Source organism: Bradyrhizobium sp. USDA 4473 (assembly GCF_054063335.1).
The window spans coordinates 5306320-5319156 of record NZ_JBSSGE010000001.1 but is presented as its reverse complement, the minus strand read 5'-3'; the positions used below and the strand labels follow the sequence as shown (position 1 = coordinate 5319156).

Sequence of the window (12837 nt, the reverse complement as noted above, 5' to 3'; positions counted from 1 at the left end):
ATATTGCAACCACACAAGGCCGTGATGAACTCATCAAAGCGTTTTCGAGCGAAGTGGATCCCGGTTCGCGTGAAGAAAACGCGTCAAAACAAGATTCCCGGAGGCACGTGGTGAAGAGAACCAGCCTTGCCGGCGACAGCTGCCCGGTGGCGCGCGCGCTCGACGTGTTCGGCGACTGGTGGTCGCTCCTGATCATCCGCGACGCCAGCCTCGGCCGCCGCCGCTTCGGCGAATTCCAGGCGGGCCTCGGGCTTGCCAAGAACATCCTCACGACCCGGCTGCGCACGCTGGTCGAGCGCGGCATCCTCAAGACGGTCCCCGCCTCCGACGGCAGCGCCTATCAGGAATATGTGCTGACGCCGAAGGGCCACGGCATCTTCCCGATCCTGGTCGCGCTGCGGCAATGGACCGAGGAGTTCGACGAGCATCCGGACGAGATCGCGACCGTCCTGGTCGATCGCAACAAGGGCAAGCCGGTGAAGAAGCTCGCGCTGCTCTCGCAGGACGGACGCGTGCTTGGTGCAGCGGACACGACGCTGAAGCCGCGGCCTGTGCGGAAGACGGCGCGGCGCGAATTGGCGTAACCCTCGCCGTCATTCCCTGGTGCGCAATTGCGCACCTGGGAATGACAGCGGGATCGCGCGGATGATTGCAGTGACGGATGTTGCTAATTCGACACGACGGGCAACACAGCAAAACCTGTCAATCCTGCCCAGCAAAAATAATTCGGTTTATCGTAATGACAACTCGGTGTATGGTTCGTCCGTCTCACCTGACACGAGGGGCGCTTCGCGGTCGTCACGAACGTGGGTCGAGATGCGGTGGACGCCGATTGCGCAACTGACGAGTGCGCGTGAGGCGGACGGCGAAATCGTGCAGGCCTGACGCCCTAGCGGTAGGTGTCTCTTCCGATTGCGCAGTGCGCGTTGTGAAGACGGTGACAACAAAGCCAAGTCTCGCCGGGGAGAGCACGTATAAGCCGTAACCCATCGCGCAGGGAAAGCCGGATTGCTCCGGTTACACCTGTGGTCCTACCCCCGAGCTTTCTACCCATTGCTCGGGGCCCATGGGTGCGATCGGCACCCGGCTTTCCCTGCGCCCTCTTCAAGGAGAGGGCGGAAAGAAAGAGCAAAGCTCGGGCAATTGCTGCCGCGAGAACGCGACGCCATGGCCTACCTGCCGTGCAACACATCTGGTGTCGTCCCTGCGAAAGCAGGGACCCATAACCACAGTTGGCTATCGTCGAAGGACGGTGGAATGACGAGCAAGCCCGTTACATCCGCCGCGGAGTATGGGTCCCTGCTTTCGCAGGGACGACGATTATGGATGCTGGCTTCGCCAGGACGACGAACGGAGCGAGCTCCGAGCACAAGGCAGGCGCTATCTCCAACGCCTCCCCCTTACGACAGCTTCCGTCGGCTGCGCAGGCGCAGCTGCTCGTCGGCCTCCAGGCTTGCCATCGCGAGCAGATGGTCGAGAACCTCAAATTTGTGGCGCTGGGCGAGTTTGGCGAGTTCGGTCGCGGCGGCTGCGATCAGGATCAGGGCGTCATCCGGGCCGCCCGCCCCGCCTGTCTCCTCGTCCACCGGTCGCCGCCGGCCGGATGCCCGGCGCTTCCGGCCGCCCCCTGTCCTGCTCAAAAGGCCTAATCCGATTCCCACCCTATATATAAAGAGATACGCCCTTTCCGGCCGCAACTCTAGGACGCATTTTTCAACCTTTGGGATCAAAACTCCACAGTTGGAACCCTTCCTTCAATATCTGGCGATTTGACACCGACCGCCCCAGCACCCATGTTCGCCCCGACACGGCGGGTCGCGAGTCTAGCGGAACCCGCCTTCAAGTTTTCCCGTAAGCTATTGGAATGACATGAATATCGTCATTGTGGAGTCGCCGGCCAAGGCCAAGACGATCAACAAATATCTGGGGTCCTCCTACGAGGTCCTGGCGTCGTTCGGCCATGTTCGCGACCTCCCGGCCAAGAACGGTTCCGTCGATCCGGACGCCAATTTCCAGATGATCTGGGAGGTCGATGCCAAGGCGGCGAGCCGGCTCAACGACATCGCCAAGGCACTCAAGGGCGCCGACCGCCTGATCCTCGCAACCGACCCTGATCGCGAGGGCGAAGCGATCTCCTGGCACGTGCTGGAGGTGATGAAAGAGAAGCGCGCGCTGAAGGACCAGAAGGTCGAGCGCGTGGTGTTCAACGCCATCACCAAGCAGGCCGTCTCCGAGGCCATGAAGGCACCGCGCCAGATCGACGGCGCGCTGGTCGACGCCTATATGGCGCGCCGCGCGCTGGACTATCTGGTCGGCTTCACCCTCTCCCCGGTGCTGTGGCGCAAGCTGCCCGGCGCCCGCTCCGCCGGCCGCGTGCAGTCGGTCGCGCTGCGGCTGGTCTGCGACCGCGAGCTCGAGATCGAGAAGTTCGTGCCGAAGGAATACTGGTCGCTGGTCGCGACGCTGCTGACGCCGCGCGGCGAAGCCTTCGAGGCGCGGCTGGTCGGCGCCGACGGCAAGAAGATCGCACGTCTCGACATCGGCTCCGGCGCTGAAGCCGAGGATTTCAAGAAGGCGATCGAGGCCGCGCTGTTCAAGGTTGCGACCGTCGAGGCCAAGCCGGCGCGGCGCAACCCGCAGGCGCCCTTCACCACCTCGACCCTGCAGCAGGAAGCCAGCCGCAAGCTCGGCTTCGCGCCGGCGCACACCATGCGCATCGCGCAGCGGCTCTATGAAGGCATCGACATCGGCGGCGAGACCACCGGCCTGATCACCTATATGCGAACCGACGGCGTGCAGATCGCCCCCGAGGCGATCACCCAGGCGCGCAAGGTGATCGGCGAGGACTACGGCAATGCCTACGTGCCGGACGCGCCGCGCCAGTACCAGGCCAAGGCCAAGAACGCGCAGGAAGCCCACGAAGCGATCCGCCCGACCGATCTGTCGCGTCGCCCGGCCACGATCGGCCGCCGGCTCGATGCCGATCAGGCGCGGCTCTATGAACTGATCTGGAAGCGCACCATTGCGAGCCAGATGGAATCGGCCGAGCTCGAGCGCACCACCGTCGACATCGAGGCCAGGGCCGGCTCCCGCGTGCTGGAGCTGCGCGCCTCCGGCCAGGTCATCAAGTTCGACGGCTTCCTCGCGCTCTACCAGGAAAGCCGCGACGACGAGGAGGACGAGGATTCGCGTCGCCTGCCCGCGATGAGCCAGGGCGAGGCCGTGAAGCGCCAGAGCCTCGCCGTCACCCAGCATTTCACCGAACCGCCGCCGCGCTTCTCGGAAGCCTCGCTGGTGAAGCGGATGGAAGAGCTCGGCATCGGCCGTCCCTCGACCTACGCCTCGATCCTGCAGGTGCTGAAGGACCGCGGCTACGTCAAGCTGGAGAAGAAGCGGCTGCACGGCGAGGACAAGGGCCGTGTCGTGGTCGCCTTCCTGGAGAACTTCTTCTCGCGCTATGTCGAATACGATTTCACCGCCGATCTGGAAGAGCAGCTCGACCGCATCTCCAACAACGAGATCGCCTGGCAGCAGGTGTTGCAGGAGTTCTGGCGCGGCTTCATCGGCGCGGTCAACGACATCAAGGACCTCCGGGTCGCCGAGGTGCTCGATGCGCTCGACGAGATGCTCGGCCCGCACATTTATCCGCCGCGCGCGGATGGCGGCGACGTCAGGCAGTGCCCAACCTGCGGCACCGGCCGGCTCAATCTGAAGGCCGGCAAGTTCGGCGCCTTCGTCGGTTGCTCGAACTATCCGGAATGCCGTTACACCCGCCCGCTCGCGGCCGACAGCGCCGAGAGCGCCGACCGCGTGCTCGGCACCGATCCCGACACCGGCTTCGACGTCACGGTGAAGGCCGGCCGCTTTGGCCCCTACATCCAGCTCGGCGAGCAGAAGGATTACGCCGAGGGCGAGAAGCCGAAGCGCGCGGGCATTCCGAAGGGCACTTCGCCGGCCGATGTCGATCTCGAATTGGCATTGAAGTTGCTGTCGCTGCCGCGCGAGATCGGCAAGCATCCGGAAACCGGGCAGCCGATCACCGCCGGCCTCGGCCGGTTCGGGCCGTTCGTCAAGCATGAGAAGACCTATGCCAGCCTGGAGGCCGGCGACGAGGTATTCGACATCGGCTTGAACCGCGCGGTCACGCTGATCGCGGAGAAGATCGCCAAGGGCCCGAGCGGCCGCCGCTTCGGCGCCGATCCGGGCAAGCCGCTCGGCGATCACCCGACGCTCGGCGCGGTCGCGCTGAAGAACGGCCGCTACGGCGCCTATGTCGCGGCGGGCGGCGTCAACGCCACGATCCCGAGCGACCGCACGCCCGACGAGGTCACGCTCGCGGAAGCGATCGCGCTGATCGACGAGCGCGCGGCCAAGGGCGGCGGCAAGAAGGCCAAGAAGGTGGCAAAACCTGCCAAGGCGGCCAAGGCCAAATCGGACAAGACCGAGCCGGAGAAGGCTGACGGCGACGCCGAGGCCAAGCCCGCCAAGAAGGCTGCATCGAAAAAGGCCGCGGCGAAACCGAAAGCGGATGCGACCAGCAAAGCGCGCGCGCCGGTCGCTTCCGGTGCCAAGACGTCACCTGCAAAGTCATCGGCACCAGCGAAAGCGCCCGCGAAGAAAAGCGCCGGCAAGGCACGAGGATAAGTGAAACGAAAACCCGACCATGGCTTTCCGGGCCGGGACGCCATCGTCGCCTTCATCCGCGCCAATCCAGGCAAGGTCGGCACCCGCGAGATCGCGCGCGAGTTCGGCCTGAAGAACGCCGACCGTATCGAGCTGAAGCGGATCCTCCGCGAGCTCGCCGACGACGGCACGGTTGCCAAGCGCGGCCGCAAGATCCACGAGCCGGCGGCGCTGCCGCCGACCGTGCTCGCCGACATCACCGGCCGAGACAGCGACGGCGAGTTGATCGCCACCCCCGCCGAGTGGGATAGCGAAGAGAACGGCACCGCTCCGAAAATCCGCATCGAGACGCCGCGGCGGCCGAAGCCCGGCACCACGGCCGGCGTCGGCGACCGCGCGCTGCTGCGGGTCGAGGTGACCGACGAGCAAGACGGCACGCCCTATCGCGGCCGCGTCATCAAGGTGATCGATCACGGCCGCACCCGCATCCTCGGCATCTTCCGCCGCAATCCGGATGGCGGCGGACGCCTGATCCCGGTCGACAAGAAGCAAGCCGGCCGCGAGCTCAACATCGCCAAGTCGGACACCGGCGGCGCCGAGGACGGCGACCTGATCAGCGTCGACCTGATCCGCACCCGAAGCTTCGGGCTCGCATCCGCCCGCGTCAAGGAGCGGCTCGGCTCGATCGCGAGCGAAAAGGCGATCAGCCTGATCGCGATCAACACCCACGACATCCCGCAGGTGTTCTCGTCTTCGGCGCTGCGCGAGGCCGAAGACGCCAAGCCTGCGACCCTGCCGGGCCGCGAGGACTGGCGCGACGTGCCGCTGGTCACCATCGATCCGCCCGATGCCAAGGATCACGACGACGCCGTGCATGCGGAGGTCGACCCCGATCCGAACAACAAGGGCGGCTTCATCGTCCATGTCGCGATCGCCGACGTCGCCTACTATGTGCGCCCCGGCTCGGCGCTCGATCGCGACGCGCTCCAGCGCGGCAACTCGGTATATTTCCCCGATCGCGTGGTGCCGATGCTGCCCGAGCGGATCTCCAACAATCTCTGCTCGCTGGTGCCGGGCGAGCCGCGCGGCGCGCTCGCGGTGCGGATGGTGATCGGTGCCGATGGCCGCAAGCTCTCGCACAGCTTCCACCGCGTGCTGATGCGCTCGGCCGCGAAGCTCGCTTACGCGCAAGCGCAGGCCGCGATCGATGGCAGGCCGGACGACACGACGGGGCCCCTGCTCGATCCGATCCTCAAGCCGCTGTGGACGGCCTACGAGCTGGTCAAGCTCGCACGCAACGAACGCGACCCGCTCGATCTCGATCTGCCCGAGCGCAAGATCCTGCTGAAGGGCGACGGCACCGTCGACCGGGTGATCGTGCCGCAGCGGCTCGATGCGCACCGGCTGATCGAGGAGTTCATGATCCTCGCCAACGTCGCCGCGGCCGAGATGCTGGAGAAGAAGGCGCTGCCGCTGATCTATCGCGTGCATGACGAGCCGAGCCAGGAGAAGGTGCACAACCTCCAGGAATTCCTGAAGACGCTCGACCTGCCCTTCACCAAACAAGGCGCGCTGCGTCCCGCGCAGTTCAACCGCGTGCTGGCGCAGGTTGCCGGCGAGGATTATGAACCGCTGGTCAACGAGGTGGTGCTGCGCTCGCAGGCACAGGCCGAATACTCCGCCGAGAATTACGGTCATTTCGGCTTGAACCTGCGCCGCTATGCGCACTTCACCTCGCCAATCCGCCGCTACGCCGATCTGATCGTGCATCGCGCGCTGATCCGGGCGCTCGGGCTCGGCGAAGGCGCCTTGCCGACCGACGAGAGCGTGGAGACGCTGGCCGAGATCGCCGCGCAGATCTCCGTCACCGAACGCCGCGCAATGAAGGCGGAGCGCGAGACCACCGACCGGCTGATCGCGCATTTCCTTGCCGACAAGGTCGGCGCCTCGTTCCAGGGCCGCGTCTCCGGCGTGACCCGCGCCGGCCTGTTCGTGAAGCTCGACGACACCGGCGCCGACGGCCTGATCCCGATCCGCACCATCGGCAGCGAATATTTCAACTACGACGAGACCCGCCACGCACTGATCGGCACGCGCAGCGGCACCATGTATCGGCTCGGCGACGTCGTCGACGTGCGGCTGGTCGAGGCGGCTCCAGTGGCCGGCGCGCTGCGCTTTGAGCTATTATCCGACGGTCGGGCCGTTCCGCGTGACAGAAAACGTGACGGCAAGAGAGCCGAGCGTCGTGCTGCGGGATTCGGCAAGGGACCAAATAAGGGATCGGGCAAGAAGGCGCACAAGGAGCGGAAGGCGCGCAACAAGAAGGACCGCAAGCCGGCGAAGCCAAAGCCCGGCAAATCGAAGCGAGGCAAGTCATGGACCTGAAGTCATGGACCTGAAGTCATGGACGTGACACCGCCGACAGTGGTCTGGACTCGCGATGCGGCCAAGCCCGAGAAGCGCGACGTCTGGAGCGCGATGAAGCGCGGGTTCCGCGGCCGTTGTCCGCGCTGCGGAAAAGGCAAACTGTTCCGCAAGTTTCTGAAATGCGACGGCCATTGCCCGGTCTGCGATCTCGATTTCACACCGCATCGTGCCGACGATCTGCCCGCCTATCTCGTGATCGTCATCGTCGGCCATATCGTGGTACCGACCGCGCTATGGATCGAGACCGACTATTCGCCGCCGGTGTGGCTGCAACTTGCGATCTATCTGCCGTTCACGCTGTTCGCATCGCTGGCGCTGTTGCAGCCGGTGAAGGGAGCCGTGATCGGCTTGCAATGGGCCCTGCGCATGCATGGCTTTGACGAAAATGCCCCTAGCGACATCCCGCCGGTCTAGCTAAACCGGGCGATAAGAAGAAATGAAAGGGATGAAATGACTGAAGCTGCCGCACCCGCCGCCGTCGTCCATCAGGGCGAAAAAGAAGCCGATCATCACGCGTATTTCCGGCCGAAGGATGCGGCGACGCTGATCCTGATCGATCGCTCCGGCGCCAAGCCGAAGGTGCTGGTCGGCAAGCGCCACGACAAGGTGGTGTTCATGCCGGGCAAATTCGTCTTCCCCGGCGGCCGCGTCGACAAGGCCGACAACCGCGTACCGGTTGCGGCCCCGATCACGCCTGAGCTCGAAGCCAATCTGCTCAAGGGCAGCCCGAAGATCACGCCCGGCCGCGCACGTGCGCTCGCCAATGCCGCGATCCGCGAAGCCTGCGAGGAAACCGGACTCTGCCTCGGCCGCAAGGTGGAGAAGACGGCGAAGCTCGACGGTCCCTGGGCGCCGTTCGCCGACGCTGGCCTGCTGCCCGATCCGTCCGGTCTGTTCCTGATCGCGCGTGCGATCACCCCGCCCGGCCGCGTCCGACGCTTCGACACCCGTTTCTTCACTGCGGATGCCTCGACCATCGCGCATCGTGTCGAAGGCGTGGTGCATGCCGATGCCGAGCTGGTCGAGCTGGTCTGGGTCGAGATCGGCTCCGAGCCGCTCGCGGATGCGCATGCCATGACCAAGAACGTGCTCGCCGAGCTCGACCGTCGTCTCGCCACCGGCCCGCTCCGCCACGACGCGCCGGTGCCGTTCTTCCACTTCTACGGCGGCAAGATGCAGAAGGACGTGCTGGGGGCGTGAGGAGCGCACAATCGTCATTCCGGGGCGCGCCTCTTGGCGCGAGCCCGGAATCCATTCCTCCACCGACCATGCGGCCCGATGGATTCCGGGCTCTCGCTTCGCGAGCCCCGGAATGACGATGTCGAGGGATCGGCCAAAAACAAAATAATCTTCCCGATGGCGCGCCGCGAAGCGCCACCCTATCTGTTCCGCTAACCACAACAGTGACGGAACGGGGCAATGGCGAAGCGTCAACTCAAGCTCGGCGCATTCATGCGGCCGATCAGCATCCACACCGGCGCCTGGCGCTATCCCGGGGCGTGGCCCGACGCCAATTTCAACTTCGATCACATCAAGACGCTGATCCGCAAGCTCGAGGCCGGCAAGTTCGACGCCTTCTTCATGGCCGACCATCTGGCCGTGCTCAACATGCCGATCAATGCGCTGAAGCGCAGCCACACCGTGACCTCGTTCGAGCCGTTCACGCTGCTGTCGGCACTGTCCGCCGTCACCGAGCGGATCGGGCTGATCGCGACCGGCTCGACCACCTTCGACGAGCCCTATCACGTCGCCCGCCGCTTCGCCTCGCTCGACCACATCTCGGGCGGCCGCGCCGGCTGGAACATCGTCACGACCTCCAATCCGGATGCGGCGCTGAATTTCGGCCTCGACGATCACATGGAACATGCCGAGCGCTACAAGCGCGCCCGTGAATTCTACGACGTCGTCACCGGCCTGTGGGACTCGTTCGCCGACGATGCCTTCGTGCGCGATGTCGAGTCGGGGCTGTTCGTCGATCCCGACAAGATGCATGTGCTCAATCACAAGGGCAAATATCTCTCGGTCCGGGGCCCGCTGAACATCGCCCGTCCCGTGCAGGGCTGGCCTGTCATCGTGCAGGCGGGAGCCTCCGATGACGGACGGCAGCTTGCGGCCGAGACCGCGGAAGCCGTGTTCACCGGCGGCGGCAGCCTTGCGGACGGACAGAAGCTCTATGCCGACATCAAGGGCCGCATGGAAAAGATCGGCCGCGATCCCGAGCATCTGAAGATCCTGCCCGGCGCCTTCGTGGTGGTCGGCGACAGCGTCGAGGAAGCCAAGGAGAAGCGCGCGCTGCTCGACAGCCGCGTGCATTACGACAGCGCGATCGCCTCGCTGTCGGTGATCCTCGGCACCGATGCGTCCACCTTCGATCCCGACGGGCAATTGCCACCGATCCCGGAGACCAATGCCAGCAAGAGCGGCCGGCAGCGCCTCGTCGACGTCGCCGCGCGCGACAAGCTGACCGTGCGCCAGCTCGCGCAGCGCGTCGGCGGCTATGGCGGGCTCGCCTTTGTCGGCACGCCGCAGACCATCGCCGACCAGATGGAGGAATGGCTGGTGGGCCGCGGCAGCGACGGCTTCAACATCATGTTCCCCTATCTGCCGCAGGGCCTGTTCGAGTTCGTCGACCGGGTGGTGCCGGAACTGCAGAAGCGCGGGATCTTCCGGACCGAGTACGAAGGGCGCACCCTGCGCGAGAATCTGGGCCTGCCGCGGCCCAAAAATCAGTTCTTCGAGGGGTAATCGGGCCGGAATCGGCGGGATTTCAGCCCGGAAATCCTTGACTTCTCACGGTTTGTGGCTAGTTTCCGGGCCAAACGCGGGCCGATTTGGCCGGCTCCCGATACCCCTTCATTTTCGAGGATTTGCACATGGCCAAAGCGGTCACCATCAAGGTCAAGCTCGTGTCGACCGCCGACACCGGCTTCTATTACGTCGCCAAGAAGAATTCGCGCACAATGACCGACAAGCTGGTCAAGAAGAAGTACGACCCGGTCGCGCGCAAGCACGTCGAGTTCAAGGAAGCCAAGATCAAGTAAGATCGCCTGCTTCTGACGTTTCAAACGGGGCCCTCGCGGCCCCGTTTTTGCTTTGTGGCCTGACGTCATCCCTCATGTCTTTCGGGCAAGTCCCGGGCGCAGGGCTCACATGATCGCAGGCTTGGACGAGGGAAACGTCGGCGGCTACTCGGTCGCCTACGGCCGCGAGGACACCTACTTTCCGGTCTATGTCACGGCCGCGCTGGCCGCGATCTTCCTGACCACGACCTGGATCACCGGCGCGATCTATTGGCTGGCGCCGGCGGCGGCAGCCGCCGGCTTCACCTATTACAACATCCCGCTGCTGGAGGCCGGCCGTCCGACGATCGGGGCCAATCAGTACGGCATCTTCATCCAGGCCTTCGGGCTGATCCGCTGGCGCGCCATCACGCGCATCGACCTGGTCGAGATCGCCGAGCGCGCGATGACCGTTCACGAATTGCAGATCGCGCTCAACGGGCCGCTCGGCAGCGCGCTGGTGGCCGATTGGCGCAAGCGGCCGGCCTATCGGCTGCTGATGCGCTTGCCGTGGCGCATGGACCATCGTGGCGTGGTCCGCGTCAATCTCGAGCCATTCGACCGGACGCCCGACGAGATCCACCGGACGTTCCTGAGGATGTGGCGCTACTATCGCAGCTAACGCCCGCCGAACGCCTCATCAGGCAGATGCGCATCCGCGACGCGCGCATCCGGATTGTGCGTGATGGTCATGAACCAAATGAGGCTGAAGAACAGCGACCACGCCGTGTTCCAATAGAACCAGTTCATCGGATCACCTCGAACAGCTTTGATCCGCGCCAGCGGGCGAAGATCGCCAGCCGGCGCGGAACGCCGCCAAGTCTACTGCACGACCTCGCCGTGCAGTGCCAGATCCAACCCTTCGCGCTCGATGTCCTTCGTGACGCGAAGCCCGACGAAGAGATTGATCACGAACAGGATGATCAGGCTCACGACCGCATCATACACGAAAACCGTCGCGACGCCGATGCACTGATTGAGGAACTGCCCGGTATTTCCCTCCCAGGACGCCTGCCGTGCCGCCATACTGCTCGACCGCGAACACCCCGGTCAGCAGCGCCCCGACGATGCCGCCGAGAGCGTGGACGCCGAAGCAGTCCAGCGCGTCATCGTAGCTGAACATGCGCTTCAAGCCGGTGCATCCCCAGTAGCAGCAGACGCCGGCGGCGATCCCGATCGCGAAGGCGCCGACCGGTCCGACGAAACCGGAGGCCGGCGTGATCGCGACGAGGCCCGCAACAGCACCCGAGCAGATGCCGACAACGGTCGGCTTGCCCTTCAATCCCCACTCCACCAGCATCCAGGTGAAGCCCGCGACCGCCGTGGCGATCTGGGTCACCAGCATGGCCATGCCCGCCTGCATTCCGGCCGTGACCGCGGAGCCGGCGTTGAAGCCGAACCAGCCGACCCACAGCAGCGACGCGCCGATGAAGGTCAGCACCATGTTGTGCGCCGGCCCGGTCTCGACGCGCTTGCCGAGCATGATGGCGCACATCAGGCCGGCCACGCCGGCATTGATGTGCACGACGGTGCCGCCGGCGAAATCGAGAACCTTGACATACGCAGCGTCGTTACCCGCCGAGAAGATGCCGTCGGGCCCCCAGACCCAATGTGCGATCGGCGCGTAGACGAAGATCGCCCACAGCCCGATGAACCAGAGCATCGCGGAGAACTTCATCCGCTCTGCAAACGCGCCGGCGATCAGCGCCGGCGTGATGATGGCGAACGTCATCTGGAAGCAGATATAGACGGACTCGGGAATCGTCGCGGCGAGCGGATTGGGATTGCCGATGCCACCCTTGCCGATGTCGCTCAGGATGTCCTTGAGGAACATGCGGTCCAGGCCGCCGATAAACGGCGTGCCGGCACGAAACGCCAGGCTGTAGGTCAGGACCGCAAACAGGATCGTGACCAGGCAGGTGACGGCGAAACTGGTCATCACGGTGTCGCCGACATTCTTCTTGCGCACCATGCCGCCATAGAACAGGCCGAGCCCCGGCACCGTCATCATCAGGACGAGCGCGACCGACGTGAGCATCCAGGCGGTATCGCCGGAATTCGGCGTGCACTTCTCGAGAATCTTGCCGCCGCAGGCCGGCGGTGCCGCCGCATCCTCAGCCAGCGCAAGGTCGCTGAACAGCAGGCAAAGGAATGCCACGCCCAGCAGAGCAACCACGATTCTCACGAGGTTCCGGCGCGTGTATGTCCCAGACTCCATCATCGTCCTCCCATCACAAGAAATGCTGGTGTTCGGAATGGGTGCAGCGCATTCGGGAGCGCGACGCCGAAAGACGGCGCACGTTCGGTTATCGGGATATCTCGAAGGGCCGCGCGAGGCACAAGGGCTTCCTGCTTGGCGGCGCGGCGAAGGCCGTGGTGCGCGGATCGCTGGAGAATGACGGCGACTAGCCTCATCGCGGCCAGCCCTTCCCATGGGTCCCCAGGCCGGAACCTCAGCGACGGCTTCCGGCACGATTTCTAGCCAACTTCAATCAAGATTCGTGCCACCGGTGCGTGCAGAGTAACGCATTGAAGACGCAGCGACTTCAATCCGTGCACGGAACGGCTTCGCGCCCCATTGCACGTTCTCGTAGCAAGTCATCGATGGAAAAATAGGCAGCAATCAGCGGCTGCCCACGCACGGGGCAGCCGCTGATTTGTCGCGGGATCGGAAACTAGAGCGTTTAGAGTCGAGAGCTCCGTTCCGATTCTATCGGAACGGGAAAGG

At 64.9% G+C, this 12837-nt stretch carries 11 protein-coding genes and 1 pseudogene; 9 read left to right on the top strand and 3 right to left on the bottom strand.

The window, feature by feature from the left end; translation table 11 throughout:
• Positions 1-107 precede the first annotated feature (107 nt).
• Positions 108-584 (top strand): winged helix-turn-helix transcriptional regulator, encoded by a 477-nt coding sequence (locus tag ACVW17_RS25035; protein WP_456797965.1) that lies wholly within the window; start codon positions 108-110, stop codon positions 582-584.
• 816 nt (positions 585-1400) lie between these two features.
• Here the strand turns inward: ACVW17_RS25035 and ACVW17_RS25030 are convergent.
• Positions 1401-1586, bottom strand: coding sequence for a hypothetical protein (locus tag ACVW17_RS25030; protein WP_456754365.1), 186 nt, complete (start codon positions 1584-1586; stop codon positions 1401-1403).
• 283 nt (positions 1587-1869) lie between these two features.
• Between ACVW17_RS25030 and topA the strand changes: the two genes are divergently transcribed.
• The 7 genes from topA to ACVW17_RS24995 all read left to right on the top strand — a co-directional run bounded on the left by topA (position 1870) and on the right by ACVW17_RS24995 (position 10731).
• The gene (topA, locus tag ACVW17_RS25025; protein ID WP_456797964.1) at positions 1870-4644 is read left to right on the top strand and encodes a type I DNA topoisomerase; all 2775 of its coding nucleotides are present in this window, start codon (positions 1870-1872) and stop codon (positions 4642-4644) included.
• Entirely contained in the window at positions 4645-7008 is a 2364-nt protein-coding gene (rnr, locus tag ACVW17_RS25020) for a ribonuclease R (RefSeq protein ID WP_456797963.1), read from the top strand.
• A gap of 18 nt (positions 7009-7026) precedes the next feature.
• Entirely contained in the window at positions 7027-7464 is a 438-nt protein-coding gene (locus ACVW17_RS25015; RefSeq protein ID WP_456797962.1) for a DUF983 domain-containing protein, read from the top strand.
• A gap of 36 nt (positions 7465-7500) precedes the next feature.
• On the top strand, positions 7501-8250 hold the full coding sequence (locus tag ACVW17_RS25010; RefSeq protein WP_050627458.1) for an NUDIX hydrolase: 750 nt from the start codon (positions 7501-7503) through the stop codon (positions 8248-8250).
• 219 nt (positions 8251-8469) lie between these two features.
• Positions 8470-9795, top strand: coding sequence for an LLM class flavin-dependent oxidoreductase (locus ACVW17_RS25005; protein ID WP_456754361.1), 1326 nt, complete (start codon positions 8470-8472; stop codon positions 9793-9795).
• 128 nt (positions 9796-9923) lie between these two features.
• Positions 9924-10091 carry a 50S ribosomal protein L33 gene (rpmG, locus tag ACVW17_RS25000; protein WP_018271988.1) on the top strand — a complete coding sequence of 56 codons (168 nt, stop codon included), beginning with the start codon at positions 9924-9926 and terminating at the stop codon, positions 10089-10091.
• Between the two features lie 109 nt (positions 10092-10200).
• Positions 10201-10731: a hypothetical protein gene (locus ACVW17_RS24995; RefSeq protein WP_456754360.1), complete on the top strand. Its 531-nt coding sequence runs from the start codon at positions 10201-10203 to the stop codon at positions 10729-10731.
• Here the strand turns inward: ACVW17_RS24995 and ACVW17_RS24990 are convergent.
• Both ACVW17_RS24990 and ACVW17_RS24985 read right to left on the bottom strand, forming a co-directional pair.
• On the bottom strand, positions 10728-10859 hold the full coding sequence (locus ACVW17_RS24990; protein ID WP_456754359.1) for a hypothetical protein: 132 nt from the start codon (positions 10857-10859) through the stop codon (positions 10728-10730). The genes ACVW17_RS24995 and ACVW17_RS24990 overlap by 4 nt on opposite strands.
• A gap of 72 nt (positions 10860-10931) precedes the next feature.
• A pseudogene (locus tag ACVW17_RS24985) lies at positions 10932-12327 on the bottom strand (ammonium transporter).
• Positions 12328-12368: 41 nt separating this feature from the next.
• On the opposite strand from ACVW17_RS24985, the gene ACVW17_RS24980 reads away from it, so the two are divergent.
• Positions 12369-12518 (top strand): hypothetical protein, encoded by a 150-nt coding sequence (locus ACVW17_RS24980; RefSeq protein ID WP_456754357.1) that lies wholly within the window; start codon positions 12369-12371, stop codon positions 12516-12518.
• The last annotated feature ends 319 nt before the right edge of the window (positions 12519-12837 follow it).

Coding starts and splice junctions, on each gene's coding strand:
- ACVW17_RS25005 (WP_456754361.1), top strand. CDS start 8,470: ATGGCGAAGCGTCAACTCAAGCTCGGCGCATTCATGCGGCCGATCAGC.
- rpmG (WP_018271988.1), top strand. CDS start 9,924: ATGGCCAAAGCGGTCACCATCAAGGTCAAGCTCGTGTCGACCGCCGAC.
- ACVW17_RS24990 (WP_456754359.1), bottom strand. CDS start 10,859: ATGAACTGGTTCTATTGGAACACGGCGTGGTCGCTGTTCTTCAGCCTC.
- ACVW17_RS24995 (WP_456754360.1), top strand. CDS start 10,201: ATGATCGCAGGCTTGGACGAGGGAAACGTCGGCGGCTACTCGGTCGCC.
- ACVW17_RS25010 (WP_050627458.1), top strand. CDS start 7,501: ATGACTGAAGCTGCCGCACCCGCCGCCGTCGTCCATCAGGGCGAAAAA.
- ACVW17_RS25015 (WP_456797962.1), top strand. CDS start 7,027: ATGGACGTGACACCGCCGACAGTGGTCTGGACTCGCGATGCGGCCAAG.
- topA (WP_456797964.1), top strand. CDS start 1,870: ATGAATATCGTCATTGTGGAGTCGCCGGCCAAGGCCAAGACGATCAAC.